The sequence below is a fragment of the Mizugakiibacter sp. genome (assembly GCF_039680435.1).
GTDB lineage: Bacteria > Pseudomonadota > Gammaproteobacteria > Xanthomonadales > Rhodanobacteraceae > Mizugakiibacter.
The window spans coordinates 13857-39164 of sequence record NZ_JBDKSX010000112.1; the positions used below are offsets into that span (position 1 = coordinate 13857).

Annotated in this window: 22 protein-coding genes and 1 pseudogene; 9 read left to right on the top strand and 14 right to left on the bottom strand. The window is 72.4% G+C overall.

Translation table 11 applies throughout. The annotated features are described in order from the left end of the window. Positions 1 to 502: 502 nt before the first annotated feature. Entirely contained in the window at positions 503 to 1336 is an 834-nt protein-coding gene (locus tag ABFC67_RS12180) for a YbaY family lipoprotein (RefSeq protein WP_346738300.1), read from the top strand. 102 nt (positions 1337 to 1438) lie between these two features. Here ABFC67_RS12180 and ABFC67_RS12185 read toward each other — a convergent pair whose 3' ends face one another. From ABFC67_RS12185 to ABFC67_RS12205, 5 genes are all read right to left on the bottom strand, one after another. Beyond that, on the bottom strand, positions 1439 to 3283 hold the full coding sequence (locus ABFC67_RS12185) for an autotransporter domain-containing protein (protein WP_346738301.1): 1845 nt from the start codon (positions 3281 to 3283) through the stop codon (positions 1439 to 1441). Between the two features lie 167 nt (positions 3284 to 3450). Then, entirely contained in the window at positions 3451 to 5772 is a 2322-nt protein-coding gene (locus ABFC67_RS12190) for a Tex family protein (RefSeq protein WP_346738302.1), read from the bottom strand. Between the two features lie 113 nt (positions 5773 to 5885). Further along, a complete protein-coding gene (locus ABFC67_RS12195; protein ID WP_346738303.1) occupies positions 5886 to 6632 on the bottom strand; it encodes a hypothetical protein in 747 nt (248 codons plus the stop codon). Between the two features lie 43 nt (positions 6633 to 6675). Next, on the bottom strand, positions 6676 to 8562 hold the full coding sequence (mnmG, locus tag ABFC67_RS12200; protein ID WP_346738304.1) for a tRNA uridine-5-carboxymethylaminomethyl(34) synthesis enzyme MnmG: 1887 nt from the start codon (positions 8560 to 8562) through the stop codon (positions 6676 to 6678). A gap of 39 nt (positions 8563 to 8601) precedes the next feature. Then, on the bottom strand, positions 8602 to 8763 hold the full coding sequence (locus ABFC67_RS12205; protein ID WP_346738305.1) for a hypothetical protein: 162 nt from the start codon (positions 8761 to 8763) through the stop codon (positions 8602 to 8604). A 552-nt stretch (positions 8764 to 9315) separates the two neighbouring features. Between ABFC67_RS12205 and ABFC67_RS12210 the strand changes: the two genes are divergently transcribed. Beyond that, positions 9316 to 9510 carry a hypothetical protein gene (locus ABFC67_RS12210; RefSeq protein WP_346738306.1) on the top strand — a complete coding sequence of 65 codons (195 nt, stop codon included), beginning with the start codon at positions 9316 to 9318 and terminating at the stop codon, positions 9508 to 9510. Between the two features lie 100 nt (positions 9511 to 9610). On the opposite strand, the gene ABFC67_RS12215 is transcribed toward ABFC67_RS12210, so the two are convergent. Continuing rightward, positions 9611 to 10030, bottom strand: coding sequence for a hypothetical protein (locus tag ABFC67_RS12215; protein ID WP_346738307.1), 420 nt, complete (start codon positions 10028 to 10030; stop codon positions 9611 to 9613). Between the two features lie 90 nt (positions 10031 to 10120). Then, positions 10121 to 12781, bottom strand: coding sequence for an aminopeptidase N (gene pepN / locus ABFC67_RS12220; RefSeq protein WP_346738308.1), 2661 nt, complete (start codon positions 12779 to 12781; stop codon positions 10121 to 10123). 104 nt (positions 12782 to 12885) lie between these two features. Here pepN and ABFC67_RS12225 point away from each other — a divergent pair, with 104 nt between their 5' ends. Continuing rightward, a complete protein-coding gene (locus ABFC67_RS12225; protein ID WP_346738309.1) occupies positions 12886 to 13839 on the top strand; it encodes a pyridoxal-phosphate dependent enzyme in 954 nt (317 codons plus the stop codon). A 21-nt stretch (positions 13840 to 13860) separates the two neighbouring features. Here the strand turns inward: ABFC67_RS12225 and ABFC67_RS12230 are convergent, their stop codons facing one another. Further along, entirely contained in the window at positions 13861 to 14433 is a 573-nt protein-coding gene (locus ABFC67_RS12230; RefSeq protein ID WP_346738310.1) for a hypothetical protein, read from the bottom strand. A 46-nt stretch (positions 14434 to 14479) separates the two neighbouring features. Further along, positions 14480 to 15358, bottom strand: coding sequence for a DMT family transporter (locus tag ABFC67_RS12235; protein ID WP_346738311.1), 879 nt, complete (start codon positions 15356 to 15358; stop codon positions 14480 to 14482). Positions 15359 to 15435: 77 nt separating this feature from the next. On the opposite strand from ABFC67_RS12235, the gene ABFC67_RS12240 reads away from it, so the two are divergent. After that, positions 15436 to 15843, top strand: a complete 408-nt coding sequence (locus tag ABFC67_RS12240; RefSeq protein WP_346738312.1) for a ketosteroid isomerase-related protein — start codon at positions 15436 to 15438, stop codon at positions 15841 to 15843. A 158-nt stretch (positions 15844 to 16001) separates the two neighbouring features. After that, the gene (locus tag ABFC67_RS12245) at positions 16002 to 16547 is read left to right on the top strand and encodes a cytochrome b (protein WP_346738313.1); all 546 of its coding nucleotides are present in this window, start codon (positions 16002 to 16004) and stop codon (positions 16545 to 16547) included. A 65-nt stretch (positions 16548 to 16612) separates the two neighbouring features. Here the strand turns inward: ABFC67_RS12245 and ABFC67_RS12250 are convergent, their stop codons facing one another. Continuing rightward, a complete protein-coding gene (locus ABFC67_RS12250) occupies positions 16613 to 17599 on the bottom strand; it encodes a multidrug resistance efflux transporter family protein (protein ID WP_346738314.1) in 987 nt (328 codons plus the stop codon). 137 nt (positions 17600 to 17736) lie between these two features. Between ABFC67_RS12250 and ABFC67_RS12255 the strand changes: the two genes are divergently transcribed. The 3 genes from ABFC67_RS12255 to ABFC67_RS12265 all read left to right on the top strand — a co-directional run bounded on the left by ABFC67_RS12255 (position 17737) and on the right by ABFC67_RS12265 (position 20298). Beyond that, entirely contained in the window at positions 17737 to 18309 is a 573-nt protein-coding gene (locus tag ABFC67_RS12255; protein WP_346738315.1) for a DNA-3-methyladenine glycosylase I, read from the top strand. Positions 18310 to 18685: 376 nt separating this feature from the next. Continuing rightward, positions 18686 to 19384, top strand: a complete 699-nt coding sequence (locus ABFC67_RS12260; RefSeq protein ID WP_346738316.1) for a hypothetical protein — start codon at positions 18686 to 18688, stop codon at positions 19382 to 19384. Positions 19385 to 19470: 86 nt separating this feature from the next. Next, a complete protein-coding gene (locus ABFC67_RS12265; protein ID WP_346738317.1) occupies positions 19471 to 20298 on the top strand; it encodes a transporter in 828 nt (275 codons plus the stop codon). 106 nt (positions 20299 to 20404) lie between these two features. Here the strand turns inward: ABFC67_RS12265 and bioC are convergent, their stop codons facing one another. The 4 genes and pseudogenes from bioC to bioB form a co-directional block, all read right to left on the bottom strand. Further along, on the bottom strand, positions 20405 to 21289 hold the full coding sequence (gene bioC, locus ABFC67_RS12270; protein ID WP_346738318.1) for a malonyl-ACP O-methyltransferase BioC: 885 nt from the start codon (positions 21287 to 21289) through the stop codon (positions 20405 to 20407). A 49-nt stretch (positions 21290 to 21338) separates the two neighbouring features. After that, positions 21339 to 22112 (bottom strand): pimeloyl-ACP methyl ester esterase BioH, encoded by a 774-nt coding sequence (gene bioH / locus ABFC67_RS12275; protein WP_346738319.1) that lies wholly within the window; start codon positions 22110 to 22112, stop codon positions 21339 to 21341. A 129-nt stretch (positions 22113 to 22241) separates the two neighbouring features. Next, positions 22242 to 23447 carry an 8-amino-7-oxononanoate synthase gene (bioF, locus tag ABFC67_RS12280; protein WP_346738320.1) on the bottom strand — a complete coding sequence of 402 codons (1206 nt, stop codon included), beginning with the start codon at positions 23445 to 23447 and terminating at the stop codon, positions 22242 to 22244. Between the two features lie 237 nt (positions 23448 to 23684). Continuing rightward, a pseudogene (gene bioB / locus ABFC67_RS12285) lies at positions 23685 to 24722 on the bottom strand (biotin synthase BioB); the annotation flags it as partial. Between the two features lie 180 nt (positions 24723 to 24902). Here bioB and ABFC67_RS12290 point away from each other — a divergent pair. After that, positions 24903 to 25308, top strand: a 406-nt coding sequence (locus ABFC67_RS12290) for a double zinc ribbon domain-containing protein (protein WP_346738321.1), incomplete at its 3' end; no start/stop codon positions are given.

The window sequence follows — 25308 nt, forward strand, 5'->3', positions numbered from 1 at the left end:
GCCCCGACCCTGCGGGCGCAGTGGTCCCGTGCGACTTGGAACGGCAAGTACCCCCTGCGCGGCCGGACGTCACCACGGCCCCGCAATCCCCATGTCGCGGCCGAGCGAGTTCGGCCGCAACGGCGCAAAGATAGGTGACTTCGCGCCTAGCAGCAACCCGCATAAGTTTTTGTTAACCGGGTCGCATTTGTTCGCGACGCGCGGCCCGCGCGGGCGGTCCCGCACCGGGAACGAGCGAGGGCGGTCGGGGGTCCTTGGCCGCACCGGCATTTGGCGTTGCCCGGATCCGGCGAGGCGCCCGGGGCGCCCGCGGACGGTAGGTCACGAATCGTGCCGCCTTCACGTTATGTGAAGTCGCACGCTTGCCTGTTACCATCTTCGCCTTTCGCGTGGGACCGGTTGCCGCTACCCTTCCCCGTTTGTAGTCGCCCCGGCGGCGTTTGCGCGCGTTCGAGGCGGCTCACGGTTTCCCGTGGTCATGCGTATCTTGAGAGGATCCCCCATGCGTACCATTGCTATGCCGCTGCTGGCCGCGACCCTGTTCGTCGCCGGCTGCAGCGGTTCCCAGTCGCCGGATCAGGCAGCGAGTGGCGCCGGGCAGGCGGCCATCACCGCCGTGACCGGCACCGTGTCGCTGCGCGATGCGGATGCCAAGGTGTCGCCGCAGGCGCGCCTGGACCTGTCGCTGGTCGACGTCTCCCAGCAGCCGGTGCGTACGGTGGCGTCGAAGACCGTCGACCCGGTTGGCCAGTTGCCGCAGTCGTTCAGCCTCGACTTCAAGCCCGCCGATATCGTCGCGACCGACCTCTACGTGCTGCATGCGGAGATGGTCGACGGCGAGCGCCACTACACCACGCCGCTGCAGTATCCGGTGCTGACCAAGGGCGCGCCGGCGCAGGTCGCGGTGAAGATGGTGGCCGAGGCCACCCCTGCCGAAAAGCTGATGGACAGCTACAAGCAGGTCAAGAACCGCATCGGCGGCATGAAGATCGAACAAGGCACCGCGCTGGGCGAGTCCGCCTCGCGCGGCTGGCAGGTGTTCCGCGAGAAGGGCGAGGTCGCCTTCATCCGCGAGCGGGTCGACTACTTCGACAAGGGCGCTACCAGCACCGACATCGCCTATCAGGACGGCAAGCCGTGGGTGGTGATCCAGCAGAAGATGGCGCACCAGGGCGAGAAGCCTTCCACGATCGACCGCGCCGGCTGGGACGAACAGGGCAACCTGGTGCTTAAGGAGCGCGTCGAGGGCGGCAAGACCGGCCCGCTGCCGGACGATGCGGCCAAGGCCCTGTACGACGACGCGGCGGCGATTCTCGCCAAGGTCGGCAAGAAGTAGCAGCGGTTTCGAGCTTCCCCCCACGAAAAGGCCGTCCGCGAGGACGGCCTTTTCGTTTCTGCAGAAGCGCGCGCACCGCGGCCCGCGGTGCGCGCGTCGTGCTCAGAAGCTCATCTTCAGCCCGAGGTTCAGGCTGTCGTTGCGCTGGTTGCTGTCGCCGAAGCGGCCGCTGTAGCTGACGTAGCCGGTGAAGTTCGCGCTGAAGTCGGCGGACAGGCCGAGGTCGGCGTTGATCCAGCTCGAGTCCGGCGTGTAGCCCGGAAGCTTGAAGCTGCCGTTCATCGTGCTGGAGCCGGTGCGCACCATGTACGGGTCGGTGTTGTTCTCGTGCTCGTAGGCGATCGCGGCGTACGGGCGCAGGGTAGTGCCGCCGGCCTGGAAGCTGCCGATCAGGTCCCAGCCGAGGCGGCCGACCAGCGACTCGCGGTTCTGCCGCGCGAACCACATGCTCGAGCTGTCGCCGGCCTGTTCGGTGTACGTGCCGACGCGCGCGTGCTGATAGGCGATGCCCGCGAACGGACCGGTCTGCAGCCCGCCGAACGCGAAGCGATAGCCGCCGTTGACCTCGAACGCCGACTGCGAGCCCGGCGCCTCGCCGTGCTCGGTGCGGCGCAGTTGGCCGAGCTGGATGTTGCGGTCGATGTCGTTGTAGCTGAGGCTGCCGAAGGTGCCGATCGCGCCGACGTAGCCCTGCCCCATGCGGTACAGGCCGTAGCCGGAGAACATCAGGTCCTGCAGCTTGAAGCCGCCCAGGCCGCCGGCGAAATCGGCGTTCTGGCTGGCGATGCCGAGCGCCATGCCCACCGAGAGGTTGTCGCTGGCGTGCGCGTCGGCGCCGACCGTGAGCGTGCTCTGGTTGGTATCGAGCTTGGGCGAGACGTCGGTCTGGTCGATGCGCTGGCGGTCGTAGTCGAAGCTGGCGAACCAGCGCAGGCCGTCGCCCTGGCGGTCGTAGTCGGCGAGCTGCTGGTTGCCGATCGCGCGCGCGTGCGTGCGATAGGCGGTCTGCGGCGCCTGCGCCAGCATCGAGATCTGCAGCGGCGCGGTGATCTCGGCGACCACGAACTGGCCCAGCATGGCGTGCGCGGCGGTGGTCGGGTGCACGCCGTCGGCGAACAGGTAGTTCTGCGCGGCATCGGCGGAGACCAGCGTCGCCGGCGTGCAGGTCAGCGAACTCGACGTGGTGCAGGCCGGCGCGGTGACGTTGGTGAAGCCGAACGCGCCCGGGTTGGCGATCACCTCGCTGATCAGGCGGAAGGTGTCGACCGGGATGATGTTGACGTCGCCGCCGCTCAGCGACGCCAGGCCGCTGTTCAGCACGCTGTTGTAGCCGATCGACAGGCCGGTCAGGCTCTGGCTGGCGGCCGCGCCGCCGGCGAGCCCAGCCGGGGTCCTGCCGACGTCCGGCAGGTTGAACACCACGACGTAGCGCGCGCCGGCCTGCGCCATCTGGTTCAGCAGGCCGACCTCGGCCTGCGCCGCCGCCAGCACGCCGGCCTGCGCCTGCTGCGGGGTTTCGGCAGCGAGCTGGACCATACCGGCGTGGAAGAGGATGTCGTTGCCGCCGCCCCACACGCTGTACAGCGTCTTCGCATCGGCCTGGCCGCCGGTGGCGGCGAGGTACTGCGCGAACTGCTGCGGCAGGGTCGGGATCGGGCCGGCAACGGAATTGTTGAGTACACCGGCGCCGCCGAAGGCGAGGTCGGTGCCGCCCGTCAGCGACGGCGCCAGGGTGAAGCCGAAGTAGCTGGCGACGTTCTCGATCGCCACCGTGCCGGGGTTGGTGGTGAAGCGCGACGGCTCCGGGAAACCGGAGGCCAGAGCGATGTTGCCGTTGTCGCTCAGGCTGTCGCCGATCACGACCACGTTGTCGAACGTGCCGGCCTGGGCGGCGCCGGCGGCCAGCGCCAGCGCGACGGCGCCGGCGAGAATGCGGATACGCGGCATATTGCAGACTCCTTGCTGTTCTTGTCGATCGGGGACGGGCCGCGCGCGGCGGCCGTTTCCGCGACGCGCGCGCTCCCCCCTGCACGCGGCCGCTGTCGGCCTACGGTAATCGAAACCATACCCGGGCGCATGCTGCGACGCTGCAACGGCGCGCGCAAGCGCGCCGATCAGCGCTTGAGCGCCTTGGCGAAGGCGTCGGCCAGGGCGCTGTTGGATGGCGCGGGGGCGGGCTTGGCGGCCGGACGCGATCCCGCCGGGCGTGCGCCGTCGCGGCTGGCCGGCCGCGCCTCGCGCGCAGGGCGGCCGCTGCGCGCTTCGCCGGGGGTATCGTCCAGACGCATGCTGAGCGCGATGCGCTGGCGCGCCAGGTCGATCTCCAGCACCTTGACCTTGACGATGTCGCCGGCCTTGACCGCGTCGCGCGGATCCTTCACGAATGTGTGCGACAGCGCCGAGACGTGCACCAGCCCGTCCTGGTGCACGCCGACGTCGACGAACGCGCCGAACGCGGCGACGTTGGTGACGCGGCCTTCCAGCACCATGCCGGGCATGAGGTCCTTCAGGTCTTCCACGCCTTCGGCGAACGTGGGCGCGGCGAACTCGGGGCGCGGATCGCGGCCCGGCTTCTCCAGCTCCTTGAGGATGTCGCGCACGGTCGGCACGCCGAAGCGGTCGTCGGTGAACTGCTCCGGCTTCAGCGCGCGCAGGAACGCGCCGTCGCCGATCACCTGCTTCACCTCGCGGCCGCACTGCTTGAGGATGCGCTCGACTACCGGATAGGCCTCCGGATGCACCGCGCTGGCGTCCAGCGGATCGTCGCCGTGCGGGATGCGCAGGAAGCCGGCGGCCTGCTCGAACGCCTTGTCGCCGAGGCGCGGTACCTTGAGCAGCGCGCGGCGGCTGCGGAACGCGCCGTGCTCGTCGCGATAGCGCACCACGTTCTCGGCGACGCCGGGCGAGAGCCCCGCCACGCGCGCCAGCAGCGGCGCCGAGGCCGTGTTGACGTCGACGCCGACCGCGTTGACGCAGTCCTCGACGCGCGCGTCCAGCGCGCGCGCCAGCTTCGCCTGGTTGACGTCGTGCTGGTACTGGCCGACGCCGATCGCCTTCGGCTCGATCTTCACCAGCTCGGCCAGCGGGTCCTGCAGGCGCCGCGCGATCGACACCGCGCCGCGCAGCGACACGTCCAGCTCGGGGAATTCCTTCGCCGCCAGCTCGGAGGCGGAATACACCGAGGCGCCGGCCTCGCTGACCACGATCTTGGCCAGCTTCAGCTCCGGATGCTTGCGGATCACCTCGCCGGCCAGCTTGTCGGTCTCGCGCGAGGCGGTGCCGTTGCCGATCGCGATCAGGCGTACGTCGAACTGTTTGCAGGCGGCCGCCAGCGCGGCGACCGAGCGGTCCCACTCGTTGCGCGGCTCGTGCGGATAGATCGCGCCGGCGTGCAGCAGCTTGCCGGTGGCGTCGACCACCGCGACCTTGACGCCGGTGCGGATGCCGGGATCGAGGCCCATCACCGCCTTCGGACCGGCCGGCGCGGCCAGCAACAGGTCCTTCAGGTTGTCGCCGAACACGCGGATCGCCGCGTCCTCGGCGGCCTCGCGCGCGCGCCCGAACAGGTCGAGGGTCAGGTGCAGGTGCAGCTTGGCGCGCCAGGCCAGGCGCACGGTCTCCAGCAGCCAGGCGTCGGCGGCGCGGCCGCGCGCGGCGATGCCGGCGTGCACGGCGACGCGGCCTTCCGCTTCGGCGTGGCCCTGCTCCGCATCGGCGCCGGCCACGAGTTCGAGTTCGAGCACGCCCTCGTTGCGCGCGCGCAGCAGCGCCAGCAGGCGGTGCGAGGGAATCTTCGCGATCGGTTCGGCGTGATCAAAGTAGTCGCGGAACTTGGCGCCGGCCTGCTCCTTGCCTTCGATCACCTTGGCGCGGATCTGGCCCTTGCTCCACAGCCAGTCGCGCAGCTCGCCGACCAGCGCGGCGTCCTCGGCGATCGCCTCCATCAGGATCGCGCGCGCGCCGTCCAGTGCGGCCTTGACGTCGGGCACGCCCTTGCCTTCGTCGACGAACGCCGCGGCGCGCGTCTCCGGCGCGACCGTCGGGTCCTCGCGCAGCGCCAGCGCCAGTGGCTCCAGCCCGGCTTCGCGCGCGATCTGTGCCTTGGTGCGGCGCTTCGGCTTGTACGGCAGATAGAGATCCTCGAGGCGCGCCTTGGTGTCGGCTTCGAGGATCTGCGCCTTCAGTTCGTCGCTCAGCTTGCCCTGTTCGCCGACGCTCTCCAGGATCGCGGCACGCCGCTCTTCCAGTTCGCGCAGGTAGCGCAGGCGCTCTTCCAGCAGGCGCAGTTGGGTGTCGTCGAGGCCGCCGGTGGCTTCCTTGCGGTAGCGCGCGATGAACGGCACGGTGGCGCCGCCGTCGAGCAGATCCACGGCGGCTTTGACCTGCGCCGGCTGCGCGGCGATGTCCTGGGCAATGCGTTGTTCGATGCTGGGCATGCGGTCGGTGGACTCCTTGCAGACGCAAACGTCGTGAGCCGCCTCGACGGCCCGGCAAACGCACGATTCTAGCAACGCGGGTGATCGTTCCGGACGCGCCGTGTCCGCCGAGGTCAGCGCAGGCGACCCAGCAGGACGGTCCCGCCCGCGAACAGGCCAAGATCGTGCGTACGCCGATCCAGGCCGTAAGCGAGGCCCGCGTCCCATACGAGGCGGCGGCTCGCCATGAAGTTGGCGGTGCCGAGCATCTGGTGAGCGTGCCCGATGCCGCGCCGGTTGTTGCCGGACAGCTCGATGGCGCCGCCGAAGCGATCGCCCAGCGGCCACGACATTGCCGCCGCCCACCCGCTTTGCCAGCGGGATGCGCCGGGCGAGCGGGTGGCGTAACGCGTGGCGCCGACGTTGATGTCGAGGTGCAGTGCGCCGACGCCCGAGCTGAGGATGCCGTTCAGCAGCCACGCGGGCTTGTCGAGGCCGACACCCTGCGCCGACGTCGGTAACACCGGCCCGATCTCGTAGCCGAACGCGAGCCCCTCGCGCATCGGCAAACGCTGCTTCCACTCCAGATAGGTGTCGCCCATGCCGCCGCCATGAGGACCGGCCGCATCCACCTCGCGATCGAAGGCGTCGCCGCCGAACAGCACCCCGTGGTCTTCGTCGAAGGCGTATTTCAGGAGGAACGGCACGGTATCCGAACGCGAGCCGTCCTCATGCAGTACGCGAAGGCCGCCGAACTCCCCCTCCAGCCAGCCGGGGACCGGCAAGCCTGCAGGATCGGATAGGGTAGGGCGATAGGGCGTGACCGTGGGCGGCTGGACGTCAGGCGCGGCGGCCTGCGCCCAGGCGGCGACGGCGACCATCACGCCTGCGCTGCGCCGCGCGAGCAGGCGCGTCCCGGCCCTTTCAGGCCGCACTACGACCGCCACGGCGCTTCAGGTGCACCAGCAGCAGGGCGATCGCGGCCGGGGTGACGCCGCTGATGCGCGCCGCCTGGCCGACGGTCTGCGGCTGCACCTGTTTCAGCTTCGCCAGCACTTCGGCGGAGAGGCCGCGCACGGCGTCGTAGTCGAAATCGTCGGGAATGCGCGTGCCTTCCTGGCGCTGCTGGCGCGCGATCTCGTCGCGCTGGCGCTCGAGGTAGCCGGCGTACTTGGCCTGTACGTCGAGCTGCCCGACGACACCGGGATCGTCGTGGCCGGGGCCGAGTTCGGGCACGGCCATCAGCGTGGCGTAGTCGAGCTCGGGACGGCGCAGCAGGTCGAGCACGGGCGTCTCGCGCGTCAGCGCCACGCCGAGGTCGCGCGCGATCGCCGCGCCGAGCGCGTTGCCGGGTGCCGCCCACAGCGCCTGCAGGCGCGCGCGCTCGCGCTCCACCGCCTCGCGCTTGCGGCAGAGCGCGTCGTAACGCTCCGGCGGCACCACGCCGAGCGCATAGCCTTGCTCGGTCAGGCGCAGGTCGGCGTTGTCCTCGCGCAGATGCAGGCGGTACTCCGCGCGCGAGGTGAACATGCGGTACGGCTCGCGGGTGCCGTTGCTGGTGAGATCGTCGATCAGCACGCCGATGTAGGCCTCGTCGCGGCGCGGCGTCCACGGCTCGCGGCCGAGCGCGTGGCGCGCGGCGTTCAGGCCGGCGATCAGGCCTTGGGCGGCGGCTTCCTCGTAGCCGGTGGTGCCGTTGATCTGGCCGGCGAAGAACAGGCCGGCGATCGCCTTGGTTTCCAGCGACGGCTTGAGGCCGCGCGGATCGAAGTAGTCGTACTCGATGGCGTAGCCGGGGCGGGTGATGTGCGCGCGCTCGAAGCCGGCGATGGAGCGCACCAGCGCCACCTGCACGTCGTACGGCAGCGAGGTGGAGATGCCGTTGGGGTAGACCTCGGCGCTGTCCAGCCCTTCCGGCTCGACGAACACCTGGTGGCTGTCCTTGTCGGCGAAGCGCACCACCTTGTCCTCGATCGACGGACAGTAGCGCGGGCCGATGCCCTCGATGCGGCCGGTGTACAGCGGCGAACGGTCCAGCGCGCCGCGGATCAGCTCGTGCGTGCGCGCCGAAGTGTGCGTGATCCAGCAGCTCACCTGGCGCGGATGCTCCGCGCGCGCGCCGAGGAAGGAGAACACCGGCGCCGGATCGTCGCCCGGCTGCTCCTGCAGCGCGGCGTAGTCGATGCTGCGGCCGTCGATGCGCGGCGGCGTGCCGGTCTTCAGGCGGTCGACGCGCAGCGGCAGCTCGCGCAGCTTCTGCGCCAGCGTGATGGCCGGCGCGTCGCCGGCGCGGCCGCCGGCGTACTGGGCGAAGCCGACGTGGATCTTGCCGGCGAGGAAGGTGCCGGCGGTCAGCACCACGGTCGCGGCGCGGCAGGTCAGGCCCATCTGCGTCACCACGCCGGTCACGCGCTCGCCTTCGATCAGCAGGTCGTCCACGCCCTGCTGGAACAGATGCAGGCCGGGCTGGGCTTCGACCACGCGGCGGATCGCGGCCTTGTACAGCGCGCGGTCGGCCTGGCAGCGGGTGGCGCGCACGGCCGGGCCCTTGGAGGCGTTCAGCGTGCGCCACTGGATGCCGGCGCGATCGGCGGCGTGCGCCATTGCGCCGCCCAGCGCGTCGATCTCCTTGACCAGGTGACCCTTGCCGATGCCGCCGATGGCCGGGTTGCAGCTCATCTGGCCGATGGTCTCGAGGTTGTGCGTCAACAGCAGCGTGCGCGCGCCCAGGCGCGCCGCGGCGAGCGCGGCCTCGGTGCCGGCGTGGCCGCCGCCGACCACGATCACGTCATAGCAGGTAAGGCTGTCCATGAGATGTACTGTCAGGGTGCATGGGGGCCACGTCGGTGACTAGGCGCGGCCATCCTGGCCTCGCCAAGTCACCCCGCCCTCGGCTTCCTGCCTCGGGCGCGCGCCGCTCGCGGCCTGCCACCGGCAGGCCGCGTGGCCTGCGGCCACCGCGTCGCGCCCGCCGCCGACCACGATCACGTCGTAGTGCTGTTCGAGGTCCATCGGAGAATGCGGCTTGCGGCCGCCAAGCAGGCGAAGGCGCGCATTGTATCGCTGCCGCGAGGGGTGCCGTGCTGGCACGGAACCTGCTTCAACGTCTCGTGCACTCCCACCGGCGCACGGCGTTTGCGAGCACGTCGATAACCGGAATCAGGGGCCGGTTGCGCGCCGGTGGGAGGACGCACCTCACGCAGCCCCGGAACGATCAGCGTGGGAAAGAAGGACTGGCGCCCGGCGGTCTCAGGAACAGGGGGAATCCAGGATGACCATATGCCGGGCGCCAGAACCGTAAAGACTGGCGTATCGAGCCGCGCGACCCGCGCGGCTTTTTTTTGCGCGGCCCGATCATTGCGGTTCCGACCCCAACGTACCGTGAACGGAATCAATAAATAAGGTTCATCTGGCGGTGCCGTCGGCCGTCAGCTTGCGACGCGTCGTGTCAGGGCCGGGCCCGGCCCGTTGCCGGCGGCACGGCGGTGTCGGGATGCCGGTTGCTGGCACGTCATGTGCATGGATCACACTGCAAGTGTGACGCGACGCACCTGGAGCCTCCCCATGAATGCCATTGCTGCCGTCAACGTCGATCCGCAGTTCCTGCGCCACGATCTGATCGTCGAGATGGCGCGCGTGGAAATGGCGATCGAGGACATCCGCAGCCGCCGTTCCGCAGCGGAACAGGGTGTCCTGCTGCCCGCGCTGGAACAGCGCCGCAGCCGCATCTGCGCCGCGCTCAGCCGCCTGCCCGCCTGACGTCTCGCGCGCGCCGCGCGCATTCCCCGTAGCCGGTAGCGACGGGCGGCGGAAGCCGCCGCGCGCATTCCGCCTGCATGCTTTCCCGCGGCACCCCGCGTCAGGGGCGCATGCCGCCGTCGTCGTGCCGGCGACGCCGCTCCGGCACGGCGCGGGGTGCGGGCGCAGGCGCGGCCCGCGCCGCGGCCGGCGGGTGGCCTGGACGCGCCATGTCCGCCGGCGGCCGCGCGCGCTCGTCGGGCTCGATGCCGAGCTTGCGGTCGCGCCGCGGCGGCGGGCGGCGCGTGGGCTCGGGCACCACGATCACCGGCGGCGGCGCGTAGTACCACGGGTTGGTGACGAAGCCGGGGCCCCACCAGGTCGGGCTCCACGAGCGGCCGTAGTCGATCACCGTATCGGCGTCGCCGTAGGCGGAGCGGCCGACGTAGTAATCGCCGGCGCCCTGCACGTGGGTGTAGCTCGGCTCGACCGCGCAACCGGCGAGGGCGAGCGCAGCGGCAAGCAGGGACAGATACCGCATGGCACACCTCCCGATCGCGGCCCATGCCCCGATGACGCGCGCGAGCGCACATCGGTCGCGGCCAAGCATAAGCATGCCTGAAACGCAGGTTCAGCCGGCCAGGGTGCGCTCAAGTATATCGGCGAGATCGCGCGACAGCCGCGCCGTGTCGGCGGCCAATCCGGCGAGGACGTCGTGCGCGTGCCGGCGCCGCCCCGGTTCCAGCCGGCGCCAGCCGTTGAAGGCGGTGGCGAGCCGCGCGGCGACCGAAGGGTTGATCGCGTCCAGCTCGCGCAGCCGGCCGGCCAGCCAGACGTAGCCGGCGCCGTCGGCGCGGTGGAAGCCGACCGGGTTGGCCTGCGCGTAGCTGCGCAGCAGCGCGTAGGCGCGGTTCGGATTGCGCAGCGTGAAGGCCGGGTCGTGCGCCAGCGCCTGCACGCGCTCCAGTGCGGTCGCGGACGGCACCTGCGCCTGCAGCGCAAACCACTTGTCCAGCGCCAGCGCGTTGCCCTCGTAACGCTGGCGGTAGCGCGCGAGCGCGTCGTCGGCCCCGGCCGCGCCGCTGCGCACCAGCGCGGCCAGTGCGGCGAGGCGGTCGGTCATGCCGCGCGCGTCGGCGAACTGCGTCGCGGCCAGCGCGTGGCCGCGCGCCGGAGCGTGCCGGCACAGCAGCTCCAGCACGCGCCGCTTGAGCCGGCGCCGCGCCGCGCCGGCGGCATCGGGCGCGGCATCGGCGTGCGCGTGCAGCGCGCGGTAGCGCGCTTCGAGGGCGTCGCCGAGGCGCGCCGCCAGCATGCGTTCCAGCGTCTCGCGCGCGGCGTGCACGGCGTCGGGATCGAGTTCCGCGCAGCGCTCGCCCAGCTCGACCGCGGGCGGCGGTGTCAGCAGCTCGGCCAGCAGGGCGGGGTCCGGCGACGCTTCCGCGAACAGCGCGGCCAGCGCCTCGCACCATGCGGCCGGCGCGCCGCCGGCGGCGCCGCGCAGCGTGGCGTCGAAGGCGAGCTGGGCCAGCCGCTGGCCGGCGTCCCAGCGGTTGTAGCCGTCGGACTCGTGGCGCAGCCGGAAGGCGAGGTCCGCGGGTGCGTCGTCGCCCTCGACGATCACCGGCGCGGAGAAGCCGCGCAGCAGCGAGGGCAGCGGCGGCTCGGGCACGTCGATGAAGCGGAAGGTCTGTTCCGCCGCGGCCAGTTCCAGCACGCGTTCCTCGCTCGCCGCGACGGCCTCGCCGTCGAGGCGCAGCGGCAGCAGGCGGCCGTCGCGCGCGAACAGGGCGACGCGCAGCGGGATCGGCAGCGGCCGCTTGTCGGCCTGGCCGGGCGTCGGCGGCGTGTGCTGGCCGAGCGTCAGCGCGTAGCTGCGCGTGGCCGCGTCGTAGGCGCCGCGCGCGCGCACGCGCGGCGTGCCGGCCTGGCGGTACCAGGCGAGATAGGGCGCCAGGTCCACGCCGTTGGCGTCGCCCAGCGCCTTGAGGAAATCCTCGACCGTCGCCGCCTGGCCGTCGTGGCGGGCAAAGTACAGATCGGTGCCGCGGCGGTAGCCGTCCGCGCCGAGCCGCCCGGCCAGCATGCGCACCAGTTCCGCGCCCTTCTCGTACACGGTCGCGGTGTAGAAATTGTTGATCTCGCGGTACTGCTCCGGGCGCACCGGATGCGCCAGCGGGCCGGCGTCCTCGGGGAACTGCGCGCGGCGCAGCGTGGCCACGTCCTCGATGCGCTTCAGCGCCGGCGAGCTCATGTCGGCGGCGAAGCTCTGCTCGCGGAACACGGTCAGGCCTTCCTTCAGCGACAACTGGAACCAGTCGCGGCAGGTGACGCGGTTGCCGCTCCAGTTGTGGAAGTACTCGTGCGCGATCACCGCCTCGATCTGCCGGTACTCGTCGTCGGTGGTGCTGTCCGCGTCGGCGAGCAGGTACTTGGCGTTGAAGATGTTGAGGCCCTTGTTCTCCATCGCGCCCATGTTGAAGTCGTGGGTGGCGACGATGTGGAACACGTCGAGGTCGTAGCAGCGGCCGTACACGCGCTCGTCCCAGCGCATCGCGCGCTCGAGCGCGTCCAGCGCGTAGCCGCAGCGGCCGATCGCGTCGGCTTCGGCGAAGATGCGCAGCTTCACCGCGCGGCCCTCGGCGGTGACGTAGTCGCGCTCGATCCGCTCCAGGCGCCCCGCGACCAGCGCGAACAGGTAGCTCGGCTTCGGATGCGGGTCGACGTAGCGCGCCCAGTGGCGGCCGTCGGCCAGCTCGCCGGCGCCGTCCGGGTTGCCGTTCGCCAGCAGCACCGGGAAGCGCGCGCGATCCGCGCGCAGCGTCACCGTGTAGCGCGCCAGCACGTCGGGACGATCGAGGGAATAGGTGATGCGGCGGAAGCCCTGCGCCTCGCACTGGGTCAGCAGGAAGCCGGCCGCGCGCGTGCCGCTGAGGTAGAGGCCCTCCAGCGCGGTGTTCTGCGCCGGCTCGATGCGCACCACGGTCTCCAGCACGCTGCCGTCGCGCGCGCCCGGCACGGTCAGGCCCTCGGCATCCAGCGCGTAGTCGCCGGCGCCGAGCGCGCGGCCGTCGAGCCGGATCGATTGCAGCGCCAGGCGCTCGCCGTCGAGGCGCAGCGGTTCGTCGCGGGCGGGGTCGCGGCGCAGCGCGAGGCGCGCGCGCACTTCGCTGGCGTCGATGTCGAGATCGCACTCGAGTTCGACGTGCTCGATGCGCCAGGCGGGCGCGCGGTAGTCGCTGAGCAGGACGGGGCGGGTGCCGGGCGCGCCGGCGGCTTCGGGCGAGGTCATCGGGGCGTTGCGGATGCCGCGTAAAGACGCGAGGCTAGCACGCCGACCGCGGCGCCGCGTATGACCTGCGTTAAAGCGCGGCGCAAGCGTTAGACTGCGCGGTCATGGCCGCCTTCGACCTTACTCTCGAGCACGTCCGCGCCGCCGCCGCGCGCATCGCCGCGCACGCGCACGTCACCCCGGTGCTGCATTCGCGCAGCCTCGATGCCGCCGCCGGCGCGCGGCTCGCGTTCAAGTGCGAGAACCTGCAGCGCGCCGGCGCGTTCAAGTTCCGCGGCGCCTGCAACGCGGTGTGGTCGCTGGACGAGGACACGGCGCGGCGCGGCGTGGTCACGCACTCCTCCGGCAACCACGGCGCCGCGCTGGCGCTGGCGGCGCGCACGCGCGGCATCCCCGCGCACGTGGTGGTGCCGCAGGGCGCGGTGAAGGCGAAGCTGGCCGCGATCGAGGCGGCCGGCGCCACGCTGCACGCCTGCGCGCCGACCATGGCCGCGCGCGAGGCGAAGGCGGCCGAGGTGCAGGCGGCGACCGGCGCGACGCTGGTGCACCCGTACACCGATCCGCGCGTGGTCGCGGGGCAGGGCACGGTGGCGCTGGAGCTGCTGCACCAGGCCGGTGCGCTGGACGCGCTGATCGCGCCGATCGGCGGCGGCGGCCTGGTCGGCGGCTGCGCCATCGCCGCGCACGGGCTGGACCCGTCGATGCGCATCTACGCCGCCGAGCCGGAGGGCGCACCGGACGCCTACGAGTCGATGCGCCGCGGCGAGCGCTGGACCGCGTTCACTCCTGACACGGTCTGCGACGGCCTGCGCGGCACCCTCGGCGAACCCAACTTCGCGCTGCTGCGCGCGCATGCGGTCGAGGTGCTGCCGGTCAACGACGCGGAAGTGATCGCCGCGATGCGCCTGCTGTGGGAACGCCTCAAGCTGGTGGTGGAGCCGTCGGCCGCGACCGTGCTGGCGGCGCTGCTGCGCCATCGCGAGCGCTTCGCCGGGCGGCGTGTCGGCCTGGTGCTCACCGGCGGCAATGTCGACCTCGACGCGCTGCCCTGGCGTTGAGCGCCCCGTTCCCGCGGCGCCTCAGCCGAGCAGCGGCTGCGCGACGGCGACCAGGGTCACATAGCCGTAGGCCAGCCACGCCAGCAGGATCAGCGCGACGTGCAGGGTGCGCCGGCGCGCGAAGATGCCGACGGCGAAGATCGCGAAGAACGCGGTGTAGGTCCATTCGGAAAGCACCGCCGCCAGCGGCAGGCGACGGCCGACGACCATGAGCACCAGGTCCAGCGTCTGGCTGCACAGGCCGAGCGCGTAGAACAGCGTACTGTTGTGCTCGAAGTGTCCGCGCAGGTCGAGCGGCCCTTCCGCGCGCGGATGCGGCAGCAGCGCGCGCACCGCCTGGAAGATCACCAGCGGCTGGCAGGCCAGCGCGGCGTACATGCCGAACGTCCAGCGGTCGTAGTCGCTCCAGCGGAAAAAGTGCCACCACCACTGCAGGATGGCGAGGAAGACGAGCAGCGCCCACGCCAGCGGGATCCAGTCCCAGCGCACGCGCTCGCGGTGCATCACCAGGCCGGAGGCCAGCGTGGCCAGTTCGGTCAGCGCCAAGCCGAGCACCACCGAAATCATCACGCTGAGGTATTCGAACGGATTCATGCGGCGTGGTCGACGAACGTTCGCGGCATGGTAGCCGCTGGCGCGCTCAATGGCGCCGCGGCGCGAAATTGAGCGTCAGCAGCGCCGCGGCGATCAGCGCGATGCCGGTCGCTTCCGCGGCATCGGGGCGCTCGCCGAGGATCGCCCAGGCCAGCAGCACGCCGGTCATCGGCACGGCGAGGCTGGTCAGGCCGGCGACGTGCGTCGGCAGCCGCTGCACGATGTACAGCCACAGCGCCCAGCCGACGCCCGCGGGCAGCAGCGCGTTGTAGGCCAGCGCGGCGACGTAGCCGGGCGCCCAGTCGATCGGCCGTTCCGGCATCAGCAGCGCCAGCGCGACCAGCACCAGCGTGCCGAGCAGCATCTGCCACGCGGTCAGTTGCAGCGCGCCGACCCTGCCGCCGGCGAACATGCGCTTGGCCAGCACCACGCTGATCGCCCATGAAAGTCCGCCGGCCAGCGCCAGCGCGGTGCTGCGCATGCCGCCCAGCCCGCGCCACGGCTCCAGCACGCAGGCCAGGCCGGCCGCGGCGATCGCCAGGCACAGCCACTGGCGCGCGCTCGGCCGCTCGCGCAGCACGAGCCACGCCAGCAGCACCACCCAGAACGGCATCGTGTAGGCGAGCAGCGCGGTGCGGCCGGCGCCGCCGCCGACCAGCGCGAGCTGCACCAACGCCTGGAAGCCGGTGGTCTGCGCCAGCCCGAGCGCCAGGGTCGGCCCCAGCGGCGGCGGCGCCAGCGATTCGCGGCGCAGCGCCAGCAGGCCGAACAGCACCAGCGTGCCGAACACGTAACGCAGCGCCGAGAACGTGAACGGCCCCGAGTATTGCAGGGCCTGCTTCATCACGACCCAGTTGTAGCTCCAGATCAGGGTCAGCGCGGCCAGCGCGTACAGCGCGCCGCGGCGGGAGTCGGCTTCGGGCATCGGCGGGTTCGGGGCGCGCGGAACGGCGGGCGGATGCCCGTATCATACGCACCCGCCACAGCGTCCCGGAGCGCGCCATGCAGGCGCAGAGCATCGCCCTGATCGAGAACTACTACGACGCCTTCAACCGCGGCGAGTGGGCCGGCATGCTCGCGCTGCTCGACGACCGCGTCGTCCACGACATCAACCAGGGCGGCTGCGAGCAGGGCCGCGCGCGCTTCGCCGAGTTCCTCGTGCAGCGGGCGCGTTGCTACCGCGAGCGCGTCGAGGACGTGGTGGCGATGGCCAGCGCCGACGGCCGCCGCGCCGCCGCCGAATTCACCGTGCACGGCACCTACCTCGCCGACGCCGCCGGCCTGCCGAAGGCGCGCGGCCAGCGCTATGTGCTGCCGGCCGGCGCGTTCTTCGCGATCCGCGACGGCCGCATCGCGCGGGTCGGCGAGTGCCGCAACCTCGAGGACTGGAGGCGCCAGCTCGGCGCCTGATCCGAACCGCGGCATTGCGCCGCGGGGTGGCCTTGACCGTGGTCAAGGCCGGCGCGGCCGCGCGCGTGCCTGCTGGCCGCGTCCGGCAAGCCCATTCCGGCAAGTCCGCATAGCGGGCAGAATCCTGCCCGCACCCACCGCATGATCGAGGAGCGCCCATGGCCACTGTCGCCGCCGCCCGTCCCCGCTACGCCGCCCCGGTGCGCTGGCTGCACTGGCTGGGCTTCATCCTGGTCGCGCTGGCCTACCTGTTCATCGAGCTGAAGGGCTACGTGCCCAAGGGCACGCCGCTGCGCGACGCGCTCAAGCAGTACCACTTCTGGGCCGGCATCGGCGTGCTGGTGCTGCTGCTGCCGCGCGTGTGGGCGCGCGCCCGTTACGGCACGCCGCCGGTCACGCCGACGCCGGCCGGCTGGATGGAGCTGCTGGGGCGCCTGACCCACCTCGCCCTCTACCTGTTCCTGCTGGTGCAGCCGTTGCTCGGCCTGATCGTGCTGCAACTCGACGGCGACAGCGTGAACTTCTTCGGCGGGCTGACGCTGCCCAGCTTTCTGGCAACGCCCAACCACGAGCTCGCGCACGACTTCGAGGAAGTGCACGAAACCATCGGCGAGGTTTTCTACTGGGTGATCGGCCTGCACGTCCTCGCCGCGCTGTGGCACCACTTCGTCAGCCGCGACAACACGCTCAAGCGCATGCTGTAGGCGCGCTCCGGCGGCTGCTGCGCGGGCAGCGCCGGTGACGCCTGCACGGAATTGATCAGAGCACCCTAGGCGCCACGGTCGGTGCGCAGCGCGCGCGTGGCGCGCGCGTCGCCGGCCGCGCCGCGCGCGCTGAGTCCGCTGAACAGCGCGATGCCGGCAACCACCGCCAGCGCGCCCAGCGCCGCCGCGCCGTGCGGCCACGGCTCGCCGAGGAACAGCGCACCGAGCGCGCACGAGAACAGCAGTTCGGCCGACTGCATCGCCTCGACCGCGGCCAGTGCGGTCGGGTCGTTGCGCACGCGCGCGGTCGCGGCAAAGAACAGGATGGTGGCGATCACGCCCGACGACAGCGCCACGCCGCCGGCCAGCAGGATCTCCCGCGGCGACGGCGGCCCGGCCGTGAACCATGCCCACGCCGCCAGCACGATCCACCACGGCTGGCTGGCCAGGGTCATGCCGAACACGCGCTGGGTCGCATTGAGCGCGCTGCCGCTGCGCTCCAGGTGCAGCAGGATCATGCGGTTGCCGAGCGGGTAGGCGAACGCCGCGACCAGCACCGCGCCCAGCGCCAGCCAGCCGGCGCGGTCGAGCGCGCCGTGCGCGTGGCCGAGCTGCATCGCCAGCACGCCGGCGACGATCAGCGCGCCGACGGCGAGCGGCGCCCAAGCCAGGCGTCCGCGCGCGTCGCGGTAGATCAGCGGCGCCAGCAGCGGCCCGGCCAGCACCGTGCTCTGGAAGCTGCCGGCGATCAGCCAGGCCGGGCCGCTGGCGGCGGCCCAGGTCAGGCCGATGCCGAACACGAAGAAGCCGACGCCGCTCCACAGCAGCCAGGCGCGCCGGTGCTGCGCCAATTCGCGCGGCAGCGCGCCCAGCCCGCCCTGGAACGGCAGCACCGCGGCCAGCAGCGGCAGGGTGATCAGGTAGCGCAGCGCCACCGCCCACGCCCAGTGCCCGCCGCCCTCGACGATGCCGCGGTTGAGCACGTAGGTCAGGGTGAAGAACAGCGCCGCGGCGAGACCGAGCGCCACGGCGCGCAAGGCGGGCGCGCGCATCCGCCGAGTCTGCCGCAGCGGGCCGGGGGCCGCCAGCGCGGCGGGGCGATCGCGCCGTGCGCCGCGGCTCCAAAAGGTATACAAAGGCGCGCCAGGCGCCGCCGGCAGGCGGCGCGGACCTCGTCAGGGGGGTGGGGATGTCTGCCGATCAGCGCAAGCGCTGCCCGTGGGCCGAGGCCAGCGCGCTCGAGCGCGACTACCACGACCGCGAATGGGGCGTGCCGCAGCACGACGACCGCGTGCTGTTCGAGTTCCTCACGCTGGAAGGCGCGCAGGCCGGGCTGTCCTGGCGCACCGTGCTGACCAAGCGCGAACGCTACCGCGAGGCGTTCCATGGCTACGACATCGAGCGCATCGCGCGCATGCGCGAGGCCGAGCTGGAGAAGCTGCTGAAGGACGAGGGCCTGATCCGCAACCGCCTGAAGATCGTGTCCACGCGCGACAACGCGCGCGCCGCGCTGGCGGCGATCGAAGCGCACGGCAGCCTGGACGCCTGGCTGTGGGGTTTCGTCGACGGCGTACCGATCGTCAACTACCGGGTGCACGCCAGCCACGTGCCCGCGCGCTCCGCGATCTCCGACCGCATGAGCAGGGAACTCAGCAGGCACGGTTTCCACTTCGTCGGGTCCACGATCTGCTACGCCTTCATGCAGGCGGTCGGCATGGTCAACGACCATCTCGTGAGCTGCTTCCGCCACGACGAGGTCTGAGCGCAGCGGAGCGCGACGGGCTGGTCGCGATGCGTGCGCCGCGCATTCCGTTCCGCGTGTTTCGCTGAATGTAGCTTGCGACCAGCTTGATCTCGCCGCGGCCGTTTTCGCGCGCGCCATCGTGTGATCGGCATGGTCGGCACCACCGCGCATCGCTGCCCCGCGCGCTTCCGCATCGGAATTTGCGATCGACTCGGCGGTTGCCTCGGATGCCGTGCGCTAGATGCCGTGGCGGCGCAGAAACGCGCGTTGAACGGCGCGCGGCGACGACGTTGCGCGCGCCGGCCGCCGCGCAGAGCATGGCGCCACGCGGTTGCGGTACGGCGTACCTCGCCGCAGGGGGCAATCCGTGCAGGACCATCCCTGGAGGTTTCGTATGAGCGTTCAGCGTCCCGTCCTCTCGCTTCTTTGCGCGAGCCTGCTCGCAGTCTTCGCCGGTACGCAGGCCTGGGCCAGCGACGCGCCGGATGCGTCGACCGCTACCCGTTCGACCGCAGCCGACAAGCTCGCCACCACCTACGCCGCTTTCGCCGGTTCCGACAGCAACGCCGAGGCGCTGGTGAACGGCCTGCGCGACGGCGCGTCGGTAACGCTCGACACCAGCGTCACCAACCCCGACGGCACCACCGGCACCACCGCGACCACGTTCCAGCCGGCCACCGGCAATCTGGGCTACGGCGAGGTCAACATCTCGCTGGCGCTGGCCAAGGACGAGCTGGCCAAGCTCGGCATCACCGATCCGACCGCCGCCCAGATCGAGGCCGCGCTGAACGGCGGCACCATCACGCTCGCCGACGGCGGCACGACGACGCTGCCCGGCGTGCTGACGCTGCGCGCCGACGGACAAGGCTGGGGCCAGATCGCCAAGACGCTGGGCGTCAGTCTCGGCGCCGTCGTCAGCGCCTCGCACACCGACAAGAGCCAGGCAGGCGCCGATCACGGCAAGCCGGACGGCGTCGACCGGGTCGCCAATGCCGATCGTCCGGAGCATCCGGCTCGTCCGGATCGCCCGGAGCGTCCGGAGCGTCCGCAACGCCCGGATCGCCCCGACCACGTCGGTCGCCCTGGCGGCTGATCGCTGCACCGCAACCTGAGCTTTCCCGTGTGGCCGCCCCGAACCGGCGGCCGCACGTTTTCGCCCCTGCAGAAGGACCCCACCCCATGACCCAACGACATCTCCGCGGCCTGCTCGCCATCGGCCTGCTCGCCTTCGCGGCTTCCGCTGCACACGCGGCCGACGACGGCAAGTTCGTCGCGTCCGCCGGCGTCGACTACACCACCGGCAAGTACGGCACCGACACCAGCACCGACATCTGGGACGTGCCGCTGGGCTTCGGTTACGCGACCGGCCCGTGGTCGTTCAAGCTGACCGTGCCGTACATCAGCATCAGCGGCGCCAACAACGTCATCCCGGGCGTGGGCCGCGTGGAGAACACCAATCCGCAGGGCCGCGGCCGCGGCCGCGGCGGCATGCCGACGCCGCCGAGCGCCGTGACCACCGGCTCCGCGTCCGGCCTCGGCGACGTGGTCGCGCAGGCCACCTACCAGCTCTACAGCGACGACGCCGCGCAGTTCGGCGTCGTCGTCACCGGCAAGGTCAAGTTCGGCACCGCCGACGAGAACAAGGGCCTCGGCACCGGCAAGAACGATTACGGCCTGAACGTGGACCTGTACAAAGGCTTCGGCGCGTGGACCGTGTTCGGCGGCGCCGGCTACACCAACTACGGCAGCTCCGACTTCATTCCGCTGCACAACGGCTGGAACGCCAACCTCGGCGCCGGCTACAAGCTGAGCGAGGCGGACAGCGTCGGCGCGTACTACTACTACCGCGAGAAGATCTCCGACGCCGGCTTCCAGCAGAGCGAGGCGACCGCGTACTGGAACCACCGCATCGGCGAAGCCTGGCGCGTGCAGGCCTACGTGCTGGCCGGCTTCGCCGACGGCAGCCCGGACTGGGGCGGCGGCGCGACGGTGAAGTACAGCTTCTGAGCGACCGCCGGGCGCTCGCCTTCGCATGCGCGGGGGCGGGCGCGATGTGCCCGTGCGCCTTCCCCTGCCGCCGCGGGGAGGTGCCCCGGGGCAAGCGGGCGCGGAATCATGCGCCGCGTCGCGAGCCGCGCAGCTTGTCCAGCGAGAAGGTGGCGATCTCGGCGCCGCGCACGCGGCGCGGCTGGCCTTCCGGCGGGCCCCAGGCGTGCAGGTAGACGACTTCCCAGGTCGACGGGATGCGGCCGTCGACGCGCAGCGCGTCGTAGGCTTCCAGCATGCGCTTGAAGCGCGTCTTGCCGGTCAGCCCGCGTTCGCGCGCGGCATCGGCGTTGGTGGCGCCGAGGCCCTTCAGCTCGCGCAGCAGCGCCGGCGCGTCGGGGTAGGTCACGGTCAGGCGCTCGACGTTCAGCACCGGATCGCGGAAGCCCGCGTTCAGCGCGGCGTCGCCGAGGTCGTGCATGTCGAGGAAGCGGCCGACGTGCGGGCGCGCGTCGTCGACGCTGGCCCAGGCCTGGCGCAGTTCGATGAGCGTATCCGGGCCGAACGTCGACACCAGCATCAGGCCGCCCGGCTTCAGCACGCGCAGCCATTCGGCGAACAGCGATTCCGGATCGTCGATCCACTGGATGCACAGATTCGAGTGCAGCAGGTCGACGCAGCGGTCGGGCAGCGGCAGCGCCTGCGCGTCGGCGCACACGCGCGCGAACGGCCGGCGCCAGGTGCGGTGCGCCCTGGCGCCGCGCAGCATCGGCACGGCGAGGTCGAGCGCGATCACTTCGGCCTGCGGCCAGGCCTGCTTCAGCGCGGCGCTGCCGGCGCCGGTGCCGGCGCCGATATCGAGCACGCGCTCGACTTCGGTTTCCAGCATCGGCAGGCGCTCGCGCAGGCGCGCGCCGACCTCGCGCTGCAGCGTGTCGTGGTGCTCGTAGCTGCGCGCGGCGCGGGCGAAGGCGCGGCGCACCTGGCGGCGGTCGAGGTGGGCGTCGCTCATGCGCGCTTCCTCGACAGGAGTGGGCGCGCGGTGTCGCGTGGTGCGATGTTCATGCGATTTCCGACAGTAGCGGTTCGAGTGCGGCGGCCAGTTCCGCGGCGTAGCCGAGGAAGGGCGCGTGGCCGGCGTGTTCGATGCAGGCGAAGCTGCCCTCGCACTGCTCGGCGCTCCACGCCATGCCGGCCCAGGGGATCAGGCGGTCGCGGCGGCCGGCGATCCAGGCGTTGGGCCGGGTCAGCTCGGGCAGGCGCGCGCGCAGGTCGGTGGCGTCGAGCAGCGCCAGGCCCTCGTGTAGCACGCGTGGGTCGGGCTCGCCGCGCGCGTAGAGGTCGGCGCGCAGCAGGCGCAGCTCTTCGCGCGCGCGTTCGCTGCCCAGCGTTTCCAGCGCGAGGAAGCGCTCCAGCGTGGCGCGGTAGTCGCGGTCGAGGTCGCGGCCGAGCTGTTCGATCACGTCGCGCTCGACGCCGTGCGGCCAGTCCTCGCCGCGCGTGAAGCGCGGCGAGGCGCACAGCATCGCCAGCGCGCGCACCTGGGTCGGCATGTCCAGCGCGGCGGTCAGCGCGATCAGCCCGCCCAGCGACCAGCCCAGCCACAGCGCCGGCGGCGTGCGCGCGGCGATCGCGCGCGCGCACGCGGCGGCTTCCAGCGGCAGCCCGCAGTCGCGCGAGCGACCGTGGCCGGGCAGGTCGACCACGTGCAGCGTGCAGCGATCCTCCAGCGCGGCGACCAGCGGCGCGAACACGCCGCCGTGCATCGCCCAGCCGTGGATCAGCACCACCTGCGCGGCGCCGCGGCCGCGTTTGTCGATGAACAGTTCGGGCATTGCAGGATCGGGAGGCGGAATCGTGTTGCAGTCATTTTCCCCTCTCCCCACGGGGAGAGGCAGGGTGAGCGGGACGCGCGCAGCGCGCTGGTGTCGCGATGAAGCGGCCGTCCTGTGGACGGCACCCCCTCACCCCGACCCTCTCCCCGCCGGGGCGAGGGAGGTTGCCTTCAGCACCGCGGCCAGCGCGTCGAGCAGGCGCTCGACGTCGCTCGGCGCGTGCGCGGCGGACAGCGTGACGCGCAGGCGCGCCTTGCCTTGCGGCACGGTCGGCGGACGGATCGCCGGCACGTAGAAGCCGGCGGCTTCCAGCGCGGCGGCGGCGGCCAGCGCCGCGCCGCTGTCGCCGACCAGCACCGGCTGGATCGGCGTCGGCGAATCGAGCAGGGCGAGGCCGTGCGCGCGCGCGCCGTCGCGGAACAGAGCGATCAGCCGCATGAGGCGCTCGCGGCGCTCGCCCTCGGCGCGCGCGATCGCCACCGCGCGCAGCGTCGCCGCGGCCAGCGCCGGCGGCGTCGCCGTGGTGTAGACGTGGGTGCGCGCGAACTGCGCCAGCGAGTCGATCAGCACGGCCGGGCCGGCGACTAACGCGCCGGCGACGCCGAGCGCCTTGCCCAGCGTCGCCATCAGCACCGGCGCGTCGGCCTGCGTCAGGCCCGCGGCGGCGAGGCTGCCGGCGCCGTCGGGGCCGAGCACGCCGAGCCCGTGCGCGTCGTCCACCATCAACGTTGCGCCCTCGCGCTTGCACAGCGCGGCCAGCGCGGCCAGCGGCGCGACGTCGCCGTCCATGCTGAACACGCCGTCGCTGGCGAGCAGCGCGGCGGCGTCCGCCGTGCCGGCGAGCTGGCGCGCGGCGCCGTCGGCGTCGGCGTGCGGATAGCGCTTCAGCTCGCAGCCGGCGAGGCGCGCGCCGTCGATCAGGCAGGCGTGGTTGAGGCGGTCCTGCACGCACAGGTCGCCCTCGCCGAGCAGCGCGTCGAGCACGCCGAGGTTGGCCATGTAGCCGGTCGAGAACAGCAGCGCCTTCTCGCGGCCGGTCCATGCGGCCAGCGCCGCTTCCAGTTCGGCGTGCGGCGCGCGGTGGCCGCCGAGCAGGTGCGCGGCGGTGGCGCCGACGCCCCACTGCGCGGCCGCCGCCGTCAGCGCCTCGCGCAGCGCGGGATGCTGCGCCAGGCCGAGGTAGTCGTTGCTGGCGAACGACAGCAGGCGGCGCCCGTCCAGCGTCAGCCACGGGCCGTCCGCGGCGCCGACGGTGCGCAGGCGGCGCACCAGATGATCGCGCGCCAGGTCGGCCTGGGCGGCAGCGATGCGTTCGAGCAGATCGGGACGGGACATCGGGATCACCCTGGCCCTTTCCGGACCCGCCGCGCGATCCGCGCGGACGGGGCCGGTTCGTCGTCAGGCGGCCACGCAACCGCAGCCGCTGCCGCAGCCGGTTTCCTCGACGGCGCTGCCGCAACCGCAACTGCCGCCGCCGCAACCGCAGCTTCCTTCCGTGGAACAGCCGCCGCCACAGCCGCAGCCGCCGTCGATGACGACGGGAGCGCCGCGCAGCGTGCGCGGCGGGACCGCGGCCTCGCTGCTGCACCCGCAGCCGCCGCCGCAACCCGTGTCGGCGGCGAACAGGTCGGCATGCACCGTGCCGGATTCGACCGCGACTTCCATCGGATGCAGGCCGAGCCGCGCGAACAGCGCGCGGTCCTGCTCGACGTCGGGATTGCCGGTGGTCAGCAGCTTCTCGCCGTAGAAGATCGAGTTGGCGCCGGCGAAGAAGGCCAGCGCCTGCATCTCGTCGCTCATCTCGCTGCGCCCGGCGGACAGGCGCACGATCGAGGCCGGCATCATCAGGCGCGCCGCGGCGATGGTGCGCACGAACTCGAACGGATCGAGCTTCGGCGCATCCTCCAGCGGCGTGCCCGGCACCGGCACCAACTGGTTGATCGGCACCGACTGCGGGTGCTCGGGCAGGTTGGCCAGCGCCTGCAGCAGGCCGGCGCGCTGCTCGCGCGTCTCGCCCATGCCGACGATGCCGCCGCAGCAGGTCTTCAGGCCGGCGCGGCGCACCTGTTCCAGCGTGTCGAGGCGGTCCTGGTATTCGCGCGTGTGGATGATCTCGCCGTAGTACTCCGGCGCGGTGTCGAGGTTGTGATTGTAGTAGTCGAGGCCGGCGGCCTTCAGCTTGTCCGCGTGGCCGTCGCCGAGCAGGCCGAGCGTGGCGCAGGTTTCCAGGCCGAGCGCCTTCACCGCGGCGACGATCTCGGCGACCTTGCCGATGTCGCGGTCCTTCGGCCCGCGCCACGCCGCGCCCATGCAGAAGCGGCTGGCGCCGGCGGCCTTGGCGGCGGCGGCGCGCTCGACCACGGCTTCCACCGTCAACAGCTTCTGCGCCTCGACGCCGGTGTGGTAGCGCGCCGCCTGCGGGCAGTAGGCGCAGTCCTCCGGGCAGCCGCCGGTCTTGATCGACAGCAGGGTCGAGACCTGCACCGCGTTGGGGTCGTGGTGCCGGCGGTGCACGTCGTGCGCGCGATGCAGCAGGTCGTTGAACGGCAGCGCCAGCAGCGCCAGCGCTTCCTCGCGCGTCCAATCGTGGCGGATCGCGGCCTCGGCCATCGGGATGCTCCGGTACGGAATGGCGGGAGTGTGCGCAGCGGGCCGGAAGGCTGTCAACCGCGCGCCGGTCGGTGCGGTTGACGGGAGGAGCGCCGACGCCGCGTCGGGCCTGCCGCCGGCAGGCGCCGCCGCCGCGCCCGGCTAGGATCGTGGCCGAACGTCCGCGGCAGGGAGGCCCGCATGTCCTGCGTTTCCGCGCCGATGCGCGTCTGGCGGCCGCTGCGCCGCATGCTGCTGCCGGCGCGCTGCCTGCTGTGCGGCGCGCCCGGCGACGCCGACCGCGATCTGTGCGCCGCCTGCGCCGCCGAGTTGCCGCGCAACGCCGCCTGCTGCGCCCGTTGTGCGATTCCGCTGCCGGCGCCGGCGGCGCTGTGCGGCGCCTGCCAGCGGCGGCCGCCGCCGTGGGACGCGGCGTGGGCGCCATTCCGCTACGCCTGGCCGCTGGACCATCTGGTCACCCGCTTCAAGTTCGGCGGCAATCTCGCCGCCGGCCGCACGCTGGCGATGCTGTGGGCCGCGGCGGCCGCGCCGGCGCCGCTGCCGGCCTGCCTGGTGCCGGTACCGCTGCACGCGCAGCGCCTGCGCA

Bases quoted from the DNA above. Each gene is read 5' to 3' on its own strand.
- ABFC67_RS12250 (WP_346738314.1), bottom strand. From the start codon at position 17,599: ATGCGCGCGCCCGCCTTGCGCGCCGTGGCGCTCGGTCTCGCCGCGGCG.
- pepN (WP_346738308.1), bottom strand. From the start codon at position 12,781: ATGACCTCGCCCGAAGCCGCCGGCGCGCCCGGCACCCGCCCCGTCCTG.
- ABFC67_RS12245 (WP_346738313.1), top strand. From the start codon at position 16,002: ATGGCCACTGTCGCCGCCGCCCGTCCCCGCTACGCCGCCCCGGTGCGC.
- ABFC67_RS12185 (WP_346738301.1), bottom strand. From the start codon at position 3,283: ATGCCGCGTATCCGCATTCTCGCCGGCGCCGTCGCGCTGGCGCTGGCC.
- ABFC67_RS12215 (WP_346738307.1), bottom strand. From the start codon at position 10,030: ATGCGGTATCTGTCCCTGCTTGCCGCTGCGCTCGCCCTCGCCGGTTGC.
- ABFC67_RS12235 (WP_346738311.1), bottom strand. From the start codon at position 15,358: ATGCCCGAAGCCGACTCCCGCCGCGGCGCGCTGTACGCGCTGGCCGCG.
- ABFC67_RS12180 (WP_346738300.1), top strand. From the start codon at position 503: ATGCGTACCATTGCTATGCCGCTGCTGGCCGCGACCCTGTTCGTCGCC.
- ABFC67_RS12230 (WP_346738310.1), bottom strand. From the start codon at position 14,433: ATGAATCCGTTCGAATACCTCAGCGTGATGATTTCGGTGGTGCTCGGC.
- ABFC67_RS12255 (WP_346738315.1), top strand. From the start codon at position 17,737: ATGTCTGCCGATCAGCGCAAGCGCTGCCCGTGGGCCGAGGCCAGCGCG.
- ABFC67_RS12265 (WP_346738317.1), top strand. From the start codon at position 19,471: ATGACCCAACGACATCTCCGCGGCCTGCTCGCCATCGGCCTGCTCGCC.
- ABFC67_RS12260 (WP_346738316.1), top strand. From the start codon at position 18,686: ATGAGCGTTCAGCGTCCCGTCCTCTCGCTTCTTTGCGCGAGCCTGCTC.
- bioH (WP_346738319.1), bottom strand. From the start codon at position 22,112: ATGCCCGAACTGTTCATCGACAAACGCGGCCGCGGCGCCGCGCAGGTG.
- mnmG (WP_346738304.1), bottom strand. From the start codon at position 8,562: ATGGACAGCCTTACCTGCTATGACGTGATCGTGGTCGGCGGCGGCCAC.
- bioF (WP_346738320.1), bottom strand. From the start codon at position 23,447: ATGTCCCGTCCCGATCTGCTCGAACGCATCGCTGCCGCCCAGGCCGAC.
- ABFC67_RS12190 (WP_346738302.1), bottom strand. From the start codon at position 5,772: ATGCCCAGCATCGAACAACGCATTGCCCAGGACATCGCCGCGCAGCCG.
- ABFC67_RS12240 (WP_346738312.1), top strand. From the start codon at position 15,436: ATGCAGGCGCAGAGCATCGCCCTGATCGAGAACTACTACGACGCCTTC.
- ABFC67_RS12205 (WP_346738305.1), bottom strand. From the start codon at position 8,763: ATGGACCTCGAACAGCACTACGACGTGATCGTGGTCGGCGGCGGGCGC.
- ABFC67_RS12210 (WP_346738306.1), top strand. From the start codon at position 9,316: ATGAATGCCATTGCTGCCGTCAACGTCGATCCGCAGTTCCTGCGCCAC.
- bioC (WP_346738318.1), bottom strand. From the start codon at position 21,289: ATGAGCGACGCCCACCTCGACCGCCGCCAGGTGCGCCGCGCCTTCGCC.
- ABFC67_RS12225 (WP_346738309.1), top strand. From the start codon at position 12,886: ATGGCCGCCTTCGACCTTACTCTCGAGCACGTCCGCGCCGCCGCCGCG.
- ABFC67_RS12195 (WP_346738303.1), bottom strand. From the start codon at position 6,632: ATGGTCGCCGTCGCCGCCTGGGCGCAGGCCGCCGCGCCTGACGTCCAG.